General features: G+C 35.7%; 19 protein-coding genes. All 19 read left to right on the forward strand.

The annotated features are described in order from the left end of the window. The first annotated feature begins 94 nt into the window (after positions 1–94). The 19 genes from yabG to divIC all read left to right on the forward strand — a co-directional run bounded on the left by yabG (position 95) and on the right by divIC (position 17,573). Complete coding sequence (gene yabG / locus QRY57_RS01885) at positions 95–958, forward strand: sporulation peptidase YabG (protein ID WP_026593108.1); 864 nt, start codon at positions 95–97, stop codon at positions 956–958. A 265-nt stretch (positions 959–1,223) separates the two neighbouring features. Next, positions 1,224–1,487 (forward strand): biofilm formation stimulator Veg, encoded by a 264-nt coding sequence (gene veg, locus QRY57_RS01890; protein WP_026593109.1) that lies wholly within the window; start codon positions 1,224–1,226, stop codon positions 1,485–1,487. A 92-nt stretch (positions 1,488–1,579) separates the two neighbouring features. Then, positions 1,580–1,759 carry an acid-soluble spore protein SspF gene (gene sspF, locus QRY57_RS01895; protein WP_016116903.1) on the forward strand — a complete coding sequence of 60 codons (180 nt, stop codon included), beginning with the start codon at positions 1,580–1,582 and terminating at the stop codon, positions 1,757–1,759. Positions 1,760–1,955: 196 nt separating this feature from the next. Beyond that, on the forward strand, positions 1,956–2,825 hold the full coding sequence (gene ispE / locus QRY57_RS01900; RefSeq protein ID WP_139265610.1) for a 4-(cytidine 5'-diphospho)-2-C-methyl-D-erythritol kinase: 870 nt from the start codon (positions 1,956–1,958) through the stop codon (positions 2,823–2,825). Positions 2,826–2,879: 54 nt separating this feature from the next. Continuing rightward, complete coding sequence (gene purR, locus QRY57_RS01905) at positions 2,880–3,728, forward strand: pur operon repressor (protein ID WP_026593111.1); 849 nt, start codon at positions 2,880–2,882, stop codon at positions 3,726–3,728. A 204-nt stretch (positions 3,729–3,932) separates the two neighbouring features. Then, positions 3,933–4,307 carry a RidA family protein gene (locus tag QRY57_RS01910; RefSeq protein ID WP_026593112.1) on the forward strand — a complete coding sequence of 125 codons (375 nt, stop codon included), beginning with the start codon at positions 3,933–3,935 and terminating at the stop codon, positions 4,305–4,307. A gap of 152 nt (positions 4,308–4,459) precedes the next feature. Beyond that, a complete protein-coding gene (spoVG, locus tag QRY57_RS01915) occupies positions 4,460–4,753 on the forward strand; it encodes a septation regulator SpoVG (protein WP_000454042.1) in 294 nt (97 codons plus the stop codon). A gap of 314 nt (positions 4,754–5,067) precedes the next feature. Then, positions 5,068–6,447, forward strand: coding sequence for a bifunctional UDP-N-acetylglucosamine diphosphorylase/glucosamine-1-phosphate N-acetyltransferase GlmU (glmU, locus tag QRY57_RS01920; protein WP_026593113.1), 1,380 nt, complete (start codon positions 5,068–5,070; stop codon positions 6,445–6,447). An 18-nt stretch (positions 6,448–6,465) separates the two neighbouring features. Beyond that, a complete protein-coding gene (locus QRY57_RS01925) occupies positions 6,466–7,419 on the forward strand; it encodes a ribose-phosphate diphosphokinase (protein ID WP_042981303.1) in 954 nt (317 codons plus the stop codon). 72 nt (positions 7,420–7,491) lie between these two features. After that, positions 7,492–8,052 (forward strand): aminoacyl-tRNA hydrolase, encoded by a 561-nt coding sequence (gene pth / locus QRY57_RS01930; protein WP_090694635.1) that lies wholly within the window; start codon positions 7,492–7,494, stop codon positions 8,050–8,052. A 70-nt stretch (positions 8,053–8,122) separates the two neighbouring features. Next, a complete protein-coding gene (locus QRY57_RS01935; protein ID WP_286016571.1) occupies positions 8,123–8,347 on the forward strand; it encodes an anti-sigma-F factor Fin family protein in 225 nt (74 codons plus the stop codon). Between the two features lie 107 nt (positions 8,348–8,454). Further along, the gene (mfd, locus tag QRY57_RS01940; RefSeq protein ID WP_208019208.1) at positions 8,455–11,985 is read left to right on the forward strand and encodes a transcription-repair coupling factor; all 3,531 of its coding nucleotides are present in this window, start codon (positions 8,455–8,457) and stop codon (positions 11,983–11,985) included. Positions 11,986–12,120: 135 nt separating this feature from the next. Next, complete coding sequence (gene spoVT / locus QRY57_RS01945; RefSeq protein WP_286016572.1) at positions 12,121–12,657, forward strand: stage V sporulation protein T; 537 nt, start codon at positions 12,121–12,123, stop codon at positions 12,655–12,657. Between the two features lie 175 nt (positions 12,658–12,832). Further along, positions 12,833–14,434: a putative polysaccharide biosynthesis protein gene (locus QRY57_RS01950; RefSeq protein ID WP_286016573.1), complete on the forward strand. Its 1,602-nt coding sequence runs from the start codon at positions 12,833–12,835 to the stop codon at positions 14,432–14,434. A gap of 12 nt (positions 14,435–14,446) precedes the next feature. Further along, positions 14,447–15,910 (forward strand): bifunctional methyltransferase/pyrophosphohydrolase YabN, encoded by a 1,464-nt coding sequence (yabN, locus tag QRY57_RS01955; protein ID WP_286016574.1) that lies wholly within the window; start codon positions 14,447–14,449, stop codon positions 15,908–15,910. Between the two features lie 13 nt (positions 15,911–15,923). Beyond that, entirely contained in the window at positions 15,924–16,199 is a 276-nt protein-coding gene (locus QRY57_RS01960) for an RNA-binding S4 domain-containing protein (protein ID WP_026593120.1), read from the forward strand. A gap of 59 nt (positions 16,200–16,258) precedes the next feature. After that, positions 16,259–16,567, forward strand: coding sequence for a sporulation protein YabP (gene yabP, locus QRY57_RS01965; protein WP_026593121.1), 309 nt, complete (start codon positions 16,259–16,261; stop codon positions 16,565–16,567). After that, positions 16,564–17,217 carry a spore cortex biosynthesis protein YabQ gene (yabQ, locus tag QRY57_RS01970; RefSeq protein WP_208019211.1) on the forward strand — a complete coding sequence of 218 codons (654 nt, stop codon included), beginning with the start codon at positions 16,564–16,566 and terminating at the stop codon, positions 17,215–17,217. Before yabP ends, yabQ begins: the two co-directional genes overlap by 4 nt. Then, positions 17,214–17,573 carry a cell division protein DivIC gene (gene divIC / locus QRY57_RS01975; protein WP_026593123.1) on the forward strand — a complete coding sequence of 120 codons (360 nt, stop codon included), beginning with the start codon at positions 17,214–17,216 and terminating at the stop codon, positions 17,571–17,573. The genes yabQ and divIC overlap by 4 nt, the downstream gene beginning before the upstream one ends. Positions 17,574–17,646: the final 73 nt, after the last annotated feature.

A 17,646-nucleotide genomic window follows, 5' to 3' on the forward strand; every position in this document is an offset into this window, starting at 1 on the left:
AGCTGTCCTTTTTGTCACCCTTTTCACTCTAAATTCATACGTTAAAAACAGAACGTGGTTAGTGAGATGGCCTAATGAGTTTGGAGGTAGGATAATGGCTGTGCATGTTGGAGACTTAGTGGAACGACAATCTTATAACCGAGACATTCTTTTTCGCATTATAGAAATAAAAGGTGAAGTTGCAATATTATTTGGAGAAGAAGTTAGGCTTGTGGCAGATGCGCCACTTGAAGATTTAATTAGCATTGATCAGAGGGAGTATAAGAAAAGAGCAAAGCGTGAAAAGGAAACGATGGAGCAAACATACCGTTTGTTTCAACAAGATTATGTCTTGATGAAACAACGTCATGAACACAATTCTACAGGTGGATATACGAGTGAAGTCAATTATTTTCAAATGCCGGGTAGGGTTTTGCATATAGATGGAGATCCATTATATTTACGGAAATGTTTAGATTTATATACAAAGATAGGTGTTCCTGTGCAAGGGATACATTGTAAAGAAACAGAAATGCATGAAAAGGTAGTTGATTTAATCGATCATTTCCGTCCAGATATTTTGGTAATTACGGGTCATGATGCATATACAAAATCTAAAGGAGTTATGGGAGATTTAGCAGCTTATCGTCATTCTAGGCATTTTGTACAGGCCGTTCGAGAAGTAAGAAAAAAATATCCCTCTTTAGATCAGCTTGTTATTTTTGCTGGAGCGTGTCAGTCTCATTTTGAAGCTTTAATTCGAGCTGGTGCTAATTTTGCTAGTTCGCCATCGCGCATTAATATTCATGCATTAGATCCAGTATATGTAGTGGGGAAAATTAGTTTTACTTCTTTTATGGAACGCGTAAATGTATGGGATGTTGTTCGAAATACGATTACTGGACAAAAAGGTCTTGGTGGTATTGAGACCCGGGGGCTTTTGCGAACAGGATTACCTTTTCAATATTATGAAGAGTAAGCAAGGTATATATTTACCTTGCTTTTCTTATGGAGATATAGATTTGTTTAATAAAAATATTCCTGAAACGCGAATTTGTAAGTGTTTGGATAAAAACAGATAAGAACGCACAGACTATACAATGATACTTTTACAATATAGTAATTCTTCTATCTATTCGAACGCATTAGGTTTTGGCGAAGAAATTGCCCGTTACGTATAGGCAATGATCGGGATAGATATATCATGTATTCATTCTAAATTACAGCGAGGTGTAGCGAAGTATATGTCAAAACGTTTAGATGAAATTAAAAGTGAATTAGATCATCACCTTGGAAAGCGCCTTATGTTAAAGGCGAATAGTGGAAGAAGAAAGACAGTGGAACAATCAGGTGTACTAGCAGAAACATATCGTTCTGTTTTTGTTGTCCAGTTAGATCAACAAGAGGATACACTGCAGCGTGTTTCCTATAGCTATGCAGATGTTCTAACAGAGACAGTAGAATTAACGTTTTATGATGATCCCCATAACGAGGTTATTTTAGGATAACAACCCACTATGTTACATATATTACCACAAATGAAAAAGGACGTTTTTTTGCATACTAATTATACCGTAGCAACATAAGGAGGGACCCTGCATTGAGTAGACGAAGAGGAGTCATGTCAAATCAGTTTAAAGAAGAGCTTGCAAAAGAGCTTGGATTTTATGATGTTGTTCAGAAAGAAGGATGGGGCGGAATTCGTGCGAAAGATGCTGGTAATATGGTGAAACGTGCGATTGAAATTGCACAGCAGCAATTAATGAAACAAAACCAGTAATTGTAAGATAACTTCTATGCTACGGGAGCCGAGGAGAAATTCCTCGGCTTTTTGTACGCCAAAAGGTATCATCATTTTGCATAAGTAGTTTCATTCTGAATGCTTTTCGTTATAATTAGGGAAGTGTCATCGTCTTACTATAAATTTATGGTAAAATAAACGATAAAAGATTGAGTACATAGAGTGGGTGAATAGGTTGAAACTACTAGTGAAAGCACCAGCAAAGATTAATCTGTCGTTAGATGTACTAGGGAAAAGACAAGACGGCTATCATGAAGTAAAAATGATTATGACAACAATCGATTTAGCAGATCGTTTAGAGTTAACGGAGTTATCAGAAGACCGGATTGAAATTGTATCCCATAATCGGTATGTCCCAGACGACCAGCGTAATTTAGCTTATCAAGCTGCGAAATTATTAAAAGAAAAATTTAAGGTGAAGCAAGGGGTATCTATTGCTATTGAAAAAACAATTCCAGTAGCAGCGGGGTTAGCTGGTGGAAGCAGTGATGCAGCTGCTACATTAAGAGGACTTAATAAGTTATGGAGTTTAGGTCTAACAATAGATGAATTAGCGGAACTTGGAGCAGAAATTGGATCAGATGTATCCTTTTGTGTATATGGCGGAACAGCGATTGCTACAGGAAGAGGAGAAAAGATTGAGCATATAAAGACGCCTCCTTCTTGTTGGGTTATTTTAGCGAAGCCTCATATTGGTGTATCTACCGCTGATGTGTACGGGAATTTACAATTAAATCGTGTTACACATCCAGATGTAGAGCAGATGGTTGAATGCATTAATAGTGGTGACTACAAAGGAATTTGTGGTGCTGTTGGAAATGTACTAGAAGACGTGACATTTAAGATGCACCCTGAAGTTGCGCGTATTAAGGCACAGATGAAACGCTTTGGTGCAGATGCAGTTTTAATGAGTGGTAGTGGACCAACTGTATTTGGATTAGTACACCATGATTCACGTATGCATCGTATTTATAATGGGTTAAAAGGATTCTGTGAACAAGTATACGCAGTACGTCTATTAGGAGAGCGAGAAACGCTTGAATAAAGGCGTATAATACGTTATGATTTGTTTAGAATATTCGTGATTTGGGGTGAGAGTGTGAAAATTAGACGGAGTACAAGACTAGTTGATATGACTTATTATTTATTGCAGAATCCTCGTCAGTTAGTTTCTCTCACTTTTTTTGCTGAACGGTATCAATCAGCTAAATCTTCCATTAGTGAAGATTTAGTTATTATTAAGCAAACGTTTGAGCAACAAGGAGTCGGCACATTGCAAACGATACCAGGGGCAGCAGGAGGAGTGAAATATATTCCATATATAAGTGAGGAAGAAGCAAGTCTGATTATTAATGAGCTTTGTAGCTTATTTGAGAATCCAGATCGTATCCTTCCAGGTGGATACTTATATATGACAGATCTTTTAAGTAATCCACGTTATATTAATGGGGCAGGTCGCCTATTCGCTTCTGTATTTGCGAGACAACCGATTGATGCTGTTATGACGGTAGCAACAAAAGGAATTCCACTTGCATATGCGGTAGCAAATTATTTAGATGTACCTGTGGTAATTGCAAGAAAAGATAATAAGGTAACAGAAGGACCAACAGTTAGTATTAACTATGTATCAGGTTCATCTAAGCGCATTCAAACAATGACTTTAGCAAAACGTAGTCTTCCAGAAGGTGCTAATGTTTTAATTGTCGATGACTTTATGAAGGCTGGAGGAACAATTCAAGGCATGATTAGCATGCTAGAGGAGTTTAATGCTAATGTTGTTGGGATTGGCGTGTTAGTAGAATCAACAGATATTGAAGAAAGACTTATTAATAACTTTGTTTCTTTAATTCGTTTATCCGAAGTAGATGTTAAAGAAAAAACAATTCAGGTGGAAAAAGGAAATTATTCACTTGTACCATTTAATGAAGGGCTTGTAGAAGCTGAATAAAAAGGTAAAGCATAGGCTTTATCTTTTTTCATAAATGAAAGTGCTAGTGGACGTTAAGTCTTTTTAGGATTATGAAAGTCTTAACGCCCATTAGCACGGGTCATCCTAACTATATTTAGATGGGATGAATTGAGTTTGTGTGGGAAGAAAGTTTTCGATGCGTTTTTATTCAAAGAAAATAAAATAGTAAAAGGATGAGAAAATATGAAAGTAGTTCAAACAAATCAGGCACCACAAGCAATCGGCCCATATTCACAAGGAATTATCGTGAATAATATGTTTTATAGCTCAGGACAAATTCCATTAACTGCAGGTGGAGAACTTGTAACAGGTGATGTAAAGGTACAAACAGAGCAAGTATTTCAAAATTTACAGGCTGTATTAGAAGAAGCCGGTGCATCATTTGATACAGTTGTAAAAACAACTGTATTTTTAAAAGATATGAATGATTTTAATGATGTAAATGAAGTATATGGAACGTATTTTTCTGCACATAAACCAGCTCGTTCTTGTGTGCAGGTTGCAAAATTACCGAAAGATGTTTCTGTCGAAATTGAAGTAATTGCCCTTGTAAAATAAAGCTTTGTAAGCGATAACGTCTGTTAATTCTTATATTCCACTAAATTAAAAATTTTTATCTTAAAAATTTTTAAAAAATTAAAGGGAAAATAGAAAATTTGTGGAATTTATACAAACATATCGCTTATTTAGAAAAGGGTGGTGAACACAAGATGGAAGTGACTGACGTAAGATTACGCCGCGTAAACACAGAAGGCCGTATGAGAGCGATTGCCTCTATTACCCTAGACCATGAATTTGTTGTTCATGATATTCGTGTAATTGATGGCAATAATGGATTATTTGTAGCAATGCCAAGTAAACGTACTCCAGATGGAGAGTTCCGTGATATTGCGCATCCAATTAATTCTAACACACGCTCAAAAATTCAAGATGCGGTTTTAACGGAGTATCACCGTTTAGGCGAGTTAGAAGAAGTTGAGTTTGAAGAAGCTGGAGCTTCGTAAAATTCGAATAAAAAGGGCTCTAATAAAAAGAGCTCTATAATTTTGTAACAAACTCCTGTAAACACTTACAGGAGTTTGTTTTTTTATTATTTAGTTTGACATTAAAGCTTCACTATTGCCGCGTTATATGTAAACCCCTACTTTCTTTAAAGTCATTCGAAATAGTATAGCTTATTTCCTAAAAAAGATACTAAAGAGTAAAACATCTTCCAAGAAGTATGGTAAAATTTAATAGTTATGCTGTGTTTCTTGAAATATATAGTGATTTAGGATAATATCTTTAATGGATAAATAGGTTGCGATGGAGGGTCTATATGTCAAACAGATTTGCAGTGATTCTAGCTGCAGGTAAAGGCACACGTATGAAGTCCAAGCTATACAAAGTGCTTCATCCTGTATGCGGAAAACCAATGGTACAGCATGTAGTGGATCAAGTATCTCAATTAGGATTGCAGAAACTTGTAACAGTAGTTGGACATGGTGCTGAAAAAGTACAAGAACAACTAGGGAACGTAAGTGAATTTGCATTACAAGCAGAACAACTTGGTACAGCACATGCTGTTGATCAAGCTGCTGATGTACTTGCGAATGAAGAAGGAACAACTTTAGTTATTTGTGGCGATACACCGCTTATAACGGCGGAAACAATGGAAGCATTGTTAAAGCATCATGAAGAAGCAGGGGCGAAAGCAACGGTGTTAACAGCATACATAGAAGAACCTGCTGGATATGGCCGTATTGTTCGTAATGAAAATGGCCATGTTGAAAAAATCGTTGAGCATAAAGATGCAAATGAAGTAGAGCTATCTATTAAAGAAATTAATACAGGTACGTATTGTTTTGATAATAAAGCACTATTTGCTTCACTTTCTAAAGTTTCAAATGATAACGTACAAGGTGAATACTACCTTCCGGATGTTATTGAAATTTTGAAAAATGAAGGTCATATTGTATCAGCTTATCAAACAGAGCATTTCGATGAAACATTAGGTGTTAATGACAGAGTCGCTCTATCGCAAGCGGAAATGATTATGAAAAAACGTATCAACCAAAAAAATATGGTAAATGGTGTTACAATTATCGACCCAAGTAACACATATATTTCTGCGGATGCAATAATTGGCAGTGATACAGTTCTTCATCCAGGAACGATTATTGAGGGCAAAACTGTAATTGGTTCTGATTGTGAAATTGGTCCACATACAGTAATACGCGATAGTGAAATTGGAAACCAAACAACAATTCGTCAATCTACTGTACATGATAGTAAGATTGGTACGGAAGTTTCAGTTGGCCCATTTGCACATATTCGCCCAGATTCAGTTATTGGAGACGAAGTTCGCGTTGGAAACTTCGTGGAAATTAAAAAGACTGTTTTTGGTAATAGAAGTAAGGCTTCACACTTAAGTTATATTGGGGATGCACAAGTTGGAGAAGACGTGAATCTTGGGTGTGGTTCAATTACGGTGAACTACGATGGTAAGAATAAATTTAAAACGGTTATTGGAGACGGCGTATTTATTGGTTGTAATTCAAACCTTGTTGCTCCTGTAACAGTTGAAGATGGTGCTTATGTTGCGGCAGGATCTACAATTACTGAGACTGTTCCATCAAAAGCATTATCGATTGCACGTGCACGTCAAGTTAACAAAGAAGACTATGTTGATCAATTGCTGAATAAGAAAAAATCATAATGTGGAGGGTTAATCTAGATGTCGACTCAATATCTAAATTCTAATTTGAAAGTATTCTCTTTAAACTCTAATAAGGAACTTGCTGAGCAAATTGCAAAGCATATTGGAGTAGAGCTAGGAAAGTGTTCTGTTGACCGTTTTAGTGATGGAGAAGTTCAAATTAACATTGAAGAAAGTATTCGTGGTTGCGATGTATTCATTATTCAATCTACAAGCTTCCCAGTAAACGAACATATCATGGAATTACTTATTATGATTGATGCGTTAAAACGTGCATCTGCAAAAACAATTAATATCGTTATTCCTTACTATGGTTATGCGCGTCAAGACCGTAAAGCGCGTTCTCGTGAACCAATTACGTCAAAGCTTGTAGCAAACTTGCTTGAAACAGCAGGTGCAACTCGTGTAATCACTCTAGATTTACATGCTCCACAAATTCAAGGTTTCTTTGATATTCCAATCGACCACTTAATGGGTGTACCGATTCTTTCTGATTACTTTGAGACAAAAGGTCTTAAAGATATCGTAATCGTATCTCCTGACCACGGTGGTGTAACACGTGCAAGAAAAATGGCGGACCGCCTAAAAGCGCCAATCGCTATTATTGATAAACGCCGCCCACGTCCGAATGTATCGGAAGTTATGAATATCATTGGTAACATTGAAGGTAAGACAGCAATTTTAATTGATGACATCATTGATACAGCTGGTACAATTACATTAGCAGCAAACGCTCTTGTTGAGAACGGTGCTTCTGAAGTATATGCTTGCTGTACACACCCAGTTTTATCTGGTCCAGCAATTGAGCGTATTCAAAATTCAAATATTAAAGAGTTAGTTGTTACAAACTCTATCGTATTACCAGAAGAGAAGAAAATTGACAAAGTACACGAGCTTTCTGTTGCTCCATTAATCGGAGAAGCAATCATTCGCGTTTATGAAGAAGAATCTGTGAGTGTATTATTCAATTAATTGGATAGAATGAGACGTAACCAAATTTGGTTACGTCTTTTCGTATCGTAAAAAGAAAGTAGTGGTACAAGAATGAAATTAATAGTAGGACTTGGGAACCCAGGTAGAGAATATGAATTAACAAGGCATAATATCGGATTTATGGGAATTGATGAACTTGCGAAGCGCTGGGGTATTTCTTTAAATGAACAAAAGTTTAAAGGTATGTATGGCTCAGGGTTTGTTAATGGTGAAAAAGTAATTTTATTAAAGCCGTTGACGTATATGAATTTATCTGGAGAAAGTATCCGTCCGCTTATGGATTACTATAAAATTGATGTGGAAGATTTTGTTGTCATGTACGATGATTTGGATATTCCAGTAGGTAAATTGCGTCTTCGTATGAAAGGTAGTGCAGGCGGTCATAATGGTGTGAAATCGACAATTTCTCATTTAGGAACACAAGAGTTTCAACGTATTCGTATGGGGGTTGATCGTCCGAAAAATGGCATGAAAGTAGTGGACTATGTATTAGGACGTTTTACAGCAGAAGAGCTGCCAGAGGTAAATCATTCTATTGAAAAAGCTGCGGATGCATGTGAAGAGTGGTTAAAGAAACCATTTCTTCAAATTATGAATACTTTTAACGGTTAATGTTCTAATTTGGAATATTTTGTGATGTTTTTATCCATACTAGTAGTAATTGTACACTTAGGAGGATAGTATGGAAGGACATTATTACTGTAGACATTGTGGGGATAAAGTGGGTTCCATTACGGCAGAAAAGGTATACAGCAAAGTTTTATTTCAACTAACAGAGCAAGAACGATTGGATATGATTCATTTTCATGAAAATGGAAATATACATATAAAAACAATCTGTGAGTCGTGCCAAGAAACGCTCTCATCTTATCCGGAATATTATGAGTATGAAAAATTTTTGCAATAAAATGTTGTCGCTTTGGCATGCCCAAAGCATTTTTCTGTTTTCTTTTTCCAAAATATTTGCATAAAAATATATTAACTTGCTCTTTTATGTTGAGAGGAGTTTTGAAAATGATAGGGTTATTAGAGCAATTTTATAAAAATAAAGAAATACAATCCATTATTAATGGACTAGAAGAGGGATTGAAAGAACAGCTTGTATCAGGTATGGCAACTTCTTCTCGTTCTCTATTAATGGCTGCTTTATATAAGAAAACAAAGCAGTCACAGCTTGTTGTGACACATAATTTGTATCAAGCACAAAAAGTATATGAGGATTTAGTATCACTGCTTGGTGAAAAAGATGTTTGGCTATATCCAGTTAATGAATTAATTGCGTCAGAAATTGGGGTTGCAAGCCCTGAGCTTAAGGCGCAGCGCATTGAAGTGTTAAACCGTTTAGCTATGGGAGAGAACGGTATTATCGTCGCTCCTGTTGCCGGATTACGTAGATTTTTACCAATAAAAGAATTATGGAAGCAAAAACAAATCGAGATTAGTCTAGGGCAAGAGATTGATTTAGATGCATTGCTTCATATGTTGCATGATATAGGATATGAACGTAAGTCAATGGTAGAAGCTCCTGGAGAATTTAGTTTGCGCGGGGGAATATTGGATATTTATCCGTTAACTGAAGAATTACCGTTTCGTATAGAATTCTTTGATACGGAAGTAGATTCTATTCGCTTATTCGATGTAGAAGAACAACGCTCTCAAGACAAAAAAGAAAGCGTAAGATTCGGTCCTGCGACGGAATTTTTATTTTCAAAAGATGAATTGAAATTAGGGGTAGAGCGTCTTGAAGAAGGTTTAATGAAGACGATGCAGAGGCTCTCTGATGATAAAATTAAGACAGCGGTACTGGAAACTGTTAGTCATGAGATAGAAATATTAAAAAACGGACAGACAATAGAGCAAATGTTTAAATATTTATCTATCTTTTATAAAGAACATGCTAGTCTAATAGACTATTTACCGGAGAATGGTGTTGTTATTTTAGATGAAATTTCGCGCATTCAAGAAACGGCATCACACCTTGAGGCAGAAGAAGCAGAATGGTATACATCGCTTCTGAGTGAAGGGACAATTATTCAGGATTTGGAGTTCTCTCATCAATTTGAAGAGTTTTTACATCATAAAAAAAGAAGCTTCGTATATTTAACATTATTTTTGCGCCACATTGCGCATACGCACCCGCAAAATATTGTTAATGTAACTTGTAAAACAATGCAGGACTTTCATGGGCAAATGCAGCTGTTAAAAACAGAAATTGATCGATGGACTGAAGGAAATTTCACGACAGTTGTATTAGGAACAGATGAAGAACGCGCAAAAAAATTACAATATATTTTAAGTGATTATGATATTGAAGCAGATATTATAGAATCTACAGATATATTGCTTCCTGGTCGTCTTCAAATCGCTGTAGGTGATTTGCATGCAGGTTTTGAAATGCCGATGCAGAAGTTTGTTGTTATTACAGAAAAAGAGCTTTTCCATAAAAAAGTAAAAAAATCACAACGTAAGCAAAAACTATCCAATGCAGAGCGTATTAAAAGTTATTCTGAGTTAAAAGTTGGCGACTACGTTGTTCACGTGAATCATGGTATTGGTAAATTCTTAGGAATTGAGACTCTAGAAATTAATGGTGTTCATAAAGATTATTTGAATATTAAATATCAAGGCAATGATAAGTTATATGTGCCAATTGAACAAATTGATCAAGTACAAAAATATGTAGGGTCAGAAGGTAAGGATCCGAAAGTTTATAAACTAGGCGGAAATGATTGGAAGAAGGTCAAAACGAAGGTAGAAAAATCGGTTCAGGATATTGCGGATGACTTAATTAAGTTGTATGCAGAGCGTGAAGCTTCAAAAGGATATGCATATACGCCAGACACTGCCGAACAGCAGGAGTTCGAATCATCTTTCCCATACCAGGAGACCGAAGATCAGTTGCGTTCTATTGAAGAAATTAAGAAAGATATGGAACGTGGGCGTCCGATGGATCGACTTCTATGTGGTGATGTTGGATATGGTAAAACAGAAGTTGCGATTCGTGCGGCATTTAAAGCAATTATGGATGAAAAGCAAGTTGCGATTTTAGTACCGACAACGATTCTTGCGCAACAACACTATGAAACGATTCGGGAGCGTTTTCAAGATTACCCAATTAATATTGGATTGCTAAGCAGGTTCCGTACTAGAAAACAACAAAATGAAACGATTAAAGGTTTAAAAGATGGAACGGTTGATATTGTTATTGGAACACATCGCATTTTATCTAAAGATGTAACCTATAAAGATTTAGGTTTACTTATTATCGATGAAGAGCAGCGATTTGGTGTTACACATAAAGAAAAAATTAAACAATTGAAAGCAAATGTTGACGTATTAACATTAACAGCAACGCCAATTCCACGTACGCTCCATATGTCTATGCTAGGTGTACGAGATTTATCTGTTATTGAGACGCCACCAGAAAACCGTTTCCCGGTACAAACATATGTGGTGGAGTATAATCCAGGATTAATTCGAGAAGCGATAGAACGGGAACTTGCGAGGGGCGGCCAAATTTATTTCTTATATAATCGTGTTGAAGATATTGAAAGAAAAGCAGATGAAATCTCTATGTTAGTTCCAGAAGCACGTGTGACGTATGCACATGGGAAAATGAATGAGGGTGAATTAGAATCTGTCATGTTATCATTTTTAGATGGACAGCATGATGTTCTTGTAAGTACCACAATTATTGAAACAGGCGTTGATATTCCTAATGTAAATACATTAATTGTATTTGATGCCGATCGCATGGGATTATCACAGCTTTATCAGCTTCGTGGACGCGTTGGTCGTTCAAACCGCGTTGCTTATGCATACTTTGCTTATAAGCGTGATAAAGTGTTATCAGAGGTCGCTGAGAAGCGTTTACAGGCAATAAAAGAATTTACAGAGCTTGGATCTGGATTTAAAATCGCAATGCGAGATTTATCTATTCGTGGTGCTGGAAACTTGTTAGGTGCTGAGCAACATGGATTCATCGATTCTGTCGGATTTGATTTATATTCCCAAATGTTAAAGGATGCAATCGAGCAGCGTAAAGGAACGCAAGGGGTTGAAAATGTAATTGATGTTGAAATTGATTTAGAAGTGGATGCATATTTACCAGATGCTTATATTTCTGATAGTAAGCAAAAAATTATGATGTACAAACAATTTAGAGGTGTCTCTACAATTGAAGATATTGAGGAATTGCAAGAAGAAATGATTGATCGTTTTGGTGATTATCCGCAAGAAGTTGGATATCTATTGCAAATTGCAAATATTAAAGTATTGGCAACGAAAGAACAGATTGAGCTAATTAAACAAACAAAATTTGAAGTGACATTTTTATTCTCAGAGCAAGCAAGTCAAAATATTGATGGTGGAAAATTATTCATGCTCGGTAATAGCTTTGGGCGCATGATTGGCCTTGGTATGGAAGGTTCTCGTTTGAAAATTGTTATGAAAACGAATGGATTAGATACATCAAAATGGTTAACAATTGCCGAAAATTTATTAAAAGGCTTGCCTGATGTGAAAAAAGAAGTAATAAATGCCTAAAACAAAATAAAAAATGTAATTCGACGTGCATAGAAGAACTAATGTGTAAAATACTATGTTTAACAGTTGGTGATTTTTACATGAACAGGTAAATTCACCACTTTCATCATCAGTAGAAAGTGAGGCAGCATTAGAATGAAAGCAACTGGAATCGTACGTCGAATTGATGATTTAGGTAGGGTAGTAATTCCGAAAGAAATTCGTAGGACTCTTCGTATCCGAGAAGGGGACCCGTTAGAAATTTTTGTTGATCGCGATGGAGAAGTAATTTTGAAAAAATATTCTCCGATTAGTGAATTAGGTGATTTTGCAAAAGAATATGCTGATGCTTTATACGATAGCTTAGGACATAACGTACTCGTATGTGATCGCGATTCCATTATCGCTGTAGCTGGGGTATCAAAAAAAGAATACTTAAATAAAAGTGTCGGTGATTTAATCGAAAAAACGATGGAAGATCGAAAGTCTGTTGTTATGACAGATGAAAGTGAAATTTCGATTATTGATGGGGTAACTGAAAAGGTTAGCTCTTATACAGTTGGCCCAATTGTCGCAAATGGGGATCCAATTGGAGCTGTTATCATTTTTTCAAAAGAAGCGGTTATAAGTGAAGTAGAGCATAAGGCGGTAAATACCGCTGCAAGCTTTTTAGCAAAACAAATGGAACAGTAATTTTTCTTAATTATAATGTTTGTTATAAAAAGGAATTTTTTTCGGAAAATAGGATTGTATTTCATTAAAAGGTAGCGTCTTGCTACCTTTTTTATTGTATAAATCTAAAAAGAAGCCTGTTTTTTTCTTTGTGATATAATACGAGGGATGAGAATAGGAAAAGGAGTTTTCTCGTATGGAAGCGAAGAAGTATCAAGCTTTTTGGCGCGGGGCTATTATATTAACGATTGCAAGTTTTGTTACGAAAGTATTAAGCGCTTTTTACCGTATTCCATATCAAAATATAGCGGGTGATGTGGGTTTTTATATTTATCAACAAATTTACCCGTTTTATGGATTTTGTTTAATTTTAGCTACTTATGGTTTTCCCATCATCATTTCTAAGATGGTAGCAGGGCGTTTGGAACAAGGGAAGCAAGAAGAGGCAGAGGAGATTATTTGTGTTTCTTTTTGGTTTTTATTGGGAATTGGCTGTATAGGTTTCTTTACAGTATTTTTTGGTGCTCACACAATTGCTTCAGTTATGGGTGATGTAAATTTAGATAAACTGCTAAGAGTTATTTCGTTTTCATTCTTGTTAATGCCTTTTTTATCTGTTGCAAAAGGATACTTTCAAGGGTTTAACAATATGATGCCGACAGCTATATCACAAGTGATGGAGCAAACGATTCGTGTTTCAATTATTGTGTTTTTATCGCTGTTTCTCACGGCACATCAATTTGATTTATATACAGTTGGAGCAGGGGCGATGTTTGGATCGATTGCAGGTGGATGTATCGGTATAATCGTGCTTTTATTTTATATGCGACATAATTTTCGTTCAATTTTTTTGCGAGGATGGAAAAGGATACGAAATAAGAAAGAGATAATTCGAATTCTTTTTTGGCAAGGAATAGCTATTTGTGTTAGTAATTTAGTGTTAATTTTTATCCAAATGGCAGATTCAGTTTCATTTTATACTTTGCTTATTCAGGCAGGAGAACCAGGAGAAATTGCAAAAGTATTAAAGGGTGTTTACGACAGAAGTATTCCTCTTATGCAGCTTGGTACAGTTGTGACAACTTCGTTTTCACTTTCGCTTATTCCGATTATTACAGCGGCGAAAGAGCGAGGGGATAGACTGTTTATTCAACAAAAGGTGCAGTTAGCATTGAAGATAACTTTTGTAATTGGCGTTGCAGCTTCATTAGGGCTAGCGTGTATTATTAAACCGACAAATATTATGTTGTTTGAAAATAGTGAGGGATCAAGTGTATTAGCTATTTTAGCTGTTACTATTTTATTTAGTTCCTTATCCATTACAACAGCTTCTATTCTGCAAGGGCTTGGTCAAACTGTAAAGCCAGCGTTGTTTGTTGTATTTGGTGGGTGTCTAAAATTATTGTTCAATTATATATTAATGCCACAATTGGGTGTAACTGGAGCGGCTGTAGCAACGGTAATTTCACTTATGGTTATTGCCTTATTAAATAGTACTTTGCTTATTCGAGTTATAGAAGAGCCGCTCATTCAGAAACAAAGCATATTGGGTATAACGGTCAGTGGATTAGGAATGGCTATTATATTAATGCTATTTATGTTTATTTATGAAGGATTTGGACTAGCAAGTGATGAAGGACATAGAGGCTTGGCTGTAGTAGAAGCATTACTAGGCGTAGTGATTGGCGGCTTGGTATATCTATTTTTAATTATGAAATTTAATGTTTTTACAAAAAAAGAATTAGGAACTGTTATGAAGCAAGAAAAGGTACAAGCTTCATTGAAGAAGAGTGGATAGAGGTGAATGGTTGTGAGTAGAATAATCACGATTTTAGGATTAGGTGCTGGTGAGTTAGACCAGCTGACAATGGGTGTGTACAGAAAGATAAAAGAAGCAGATCATATGTATATTCGTACGAAGGAACACCCAGTTATTGAAGAATTAGAAAAAGAAGGTGTAAAATATACAGCTTTTGATGATGTATATGAGGCGCATGATACATTTGAGATTGTGTACGAAACAATTGCAGATACGTTAATAGAACAGGCGCAAAGTACGGATATTGTATATGCTGTACCAGGTCATCCACTTGTTGCGGAGCGAACTGTTCAATTGCTTTTACAAAAAGGGAAAGAAAAGCAGATTAAGGTGCAAATTGAAGGTGGACAAAGCTTTTTGGATCCGATGTTTGCTAGTTTGAAGATAGACCCAATTGAAGGATTTCAGTTGATTGATGCAACTTCATTTGAACGAGGTCAATTAGAATTACGCCAACATTTAATTTTTTGCCAAGTATATGATGCGTTTGTTGCATCTGAGGTGAAATTAACATTAATGGAGATGTTGCCAGATGAGTATGACGTGTACATTGTAACAGCTGCAGGGACGTCGTTTGAGCAAGTGAAAAAAGTTCCGCTCTATATGTTAGATCATGAAGCAGAATTGAACAATTTAACGAGCGTATATGTGCCGCCTGTTAATGAGAGAGCTTCTTTATATCAACAATTTGATGTGCTCCGAGAAATCATTGCTGAGCTTCGTGGACCAAATGGCTGTCCATGGGATAAAAAACAAACGCATCAGTCTTTAAAGAAATATTTAATTGAAGAAGCATATGAAGTGCTAGAAGCAATTGATGAAGAAGATGATGATCACTTGGTTGAAGAGCTTGGTGATGTGTTATTACAAGTTATGCTTCATGCTCAAATTGGAGAAGATGAGGGTTGGTTCTCCGTTGATGATATTATCCGAACGCTATCTGAGAAAATGGTACGTCGTCACCCGCATGTATTTGGAGATATGGATGTGGAGAATGCGGAAGAAGTTGTTTCAAATTGGGAAGAAATTAAAAAACAAGAAAAGGGACATGTAAGGGAATCTATTTTAACAGGAATTCCTAAAAGTTTGCCACAATTAATGCGTGCGTATGAAATTCAGAAAAAAGCAGGAACAGTTGGTTTTGATTGGGATGATGTACAGCCAATGATGGAGAAAGTTTTTGAAGAATTGAAAGAGTTCGAGCAAGAAGTTGCAAAGATGGATAAGGGAAAAATGTTAAGTGAATTTGGAGATTTATTATTTGCCTTTGTTAATATTGCTCGTTACTATAAACTGAATCCAGAAGAAGCATTGCATACAACAAATGAAAAATTCATAAGCCGATTTATATACATGGAAGCGAAAGTAGCTGAAATGAATAAGGAAATGCAGGAATTAACTTTAGAGCAAATGGACGCTTTATGGGAAGAAGCAAAACAGATAGAGAATCAATAAGGGGGGAAATGAGATGCGTTTAGATAAATTTTTGAAAGTGTCACGTTTAATTAAAAGAAGAACATTGGCAAAAGAAGTAGCCGACCAGGGAAGAATTATGATTAATGGGCAAGCTGCAAAGGCAAGTTCTGATGTAAAAGTAGATGACGAGCTAACAATTCGTTTTGGGCAAAAGGTAGTAACTGTAAAGGTAAATGAGTTAAAAGAAACAACGAAAAAAGAAGATGCAGCTAACATGTATACAGTAGTTCGTGAAGAGAAAGTGAAAGCAGAAGAAGGCTTGTTCTAAATTATTTCATCTCCTCATACATTATTTACTAGATAGTATAAAGCTATGGGGGGATTGACGTGAATAAGGGCTACTCAGCTTTGTCTTCTAATCAACAGAATGTTTCTGTAGAGCATGATATTATTATGCGTGGTAGACGTGTAATAGATATTACAGGCGTAAAACAAGTAGAGAGTTTTGATAGTGAAGAGTTTTTATTAGAAACTGTAATGGGGTTTTTAACAATTCGTGGTCAAAACTTACAAATGAAAAATTTAGATGTAGAAAAAGGCATTGTATCCATTAAAGGGAAAATTCATGAGATGTTGTACATTGATGAAAATCAAGGGGAGAAAGCTAAAGGATTCTTTAGTAAGTTGTTTAAATGAGTTTAACGATTCAACTGTATACAATGCTTTCTATGATTGGAATGGGTGCTTGGATTGGGGCGGCGTTAGATACATACCAACGTTTTTTAAAGCGACCACAGCGTAAGCGTTGGCTTGTATTTATATATGATATACTGTTTTGGATTGTCCAAGCACTGTTTGCCTTTTACGTATTGCTCATTGTAAATGAAGCTGAATTACGTATATATGTTTTTGTAGCTTTGCTTTGTGGCTTTGCTGCATATCAAAGCTTATTGAAAGCAGTGTACATGCGAGTATTGAATTTTCTCATTTATGTTTTTGTGCAAACGATACAATTTTTTATTCAAATTGTACAGCTACTTATGATAAAACCTGTTATTATTATAGCGCAGCTTATTATTGCTTTTATATTATTCTTATTTCGTATACTATTTTCAATCGGGCGTGTGTTGTGGAAATGTTCTGCATGGATATTACTTTTGGTATGGAAAGTTTTTTTCTGGCCTGTTCGATTTCTTACTTTGCTTATATGGAAACTTCTCCCTAATCGTGTTAAACTTTTTATAAAGAGATATGTGGGAATACTGGAACATACAAAGAAATTGAAGAAGTATATCTGTCAAATCTGGGAGCGTATAAAAAAGAAGTTAGGGGGACCTCGGAAATGAGGGAACTGAAGCAAAGAATGATCGTAGAACAGAATCCAAATTCTGTAAAAGAACATATAATACAAACGAACGAAAACAGGAAGCGATTATATCGCCGATTAGCAGTTTTTTTTGTGTTTGCTTTTACAACTATTGCGAGTATTAGCGTAACGTTTTATCAACAAAATAGTTCCATTAAAGCAAAAGAAGTAAAGATTGAAGAGATGAAAAAAGAATTGGGTTCATTAACAAAGAAAGAAAAAAAATTACAAGATGATGTTCAAAAGTTGAATGACGAAGAGTATGTTTTAAAGATTGCTAGGAGAGATTATTTCTTCTCTGGAAAAGGAGAGATAATTTTTCCTGTTTCTAAGTAGAGTGTGTCTTATTGACACTATATTTTAGGATTATATATAATAAAGTAAAATTTGACTTTTTAATCACTAAGGA

The sequence above is a fragment of the Bacillus arachidis genome (assembly GCF_030285945.1).
Taxonomy (GTDB): Bacteria; Bacillota; Bacilli; order Bacillales; family Bacillaceae_G; genus Bacillus_A; species Bacillus_A arachidis.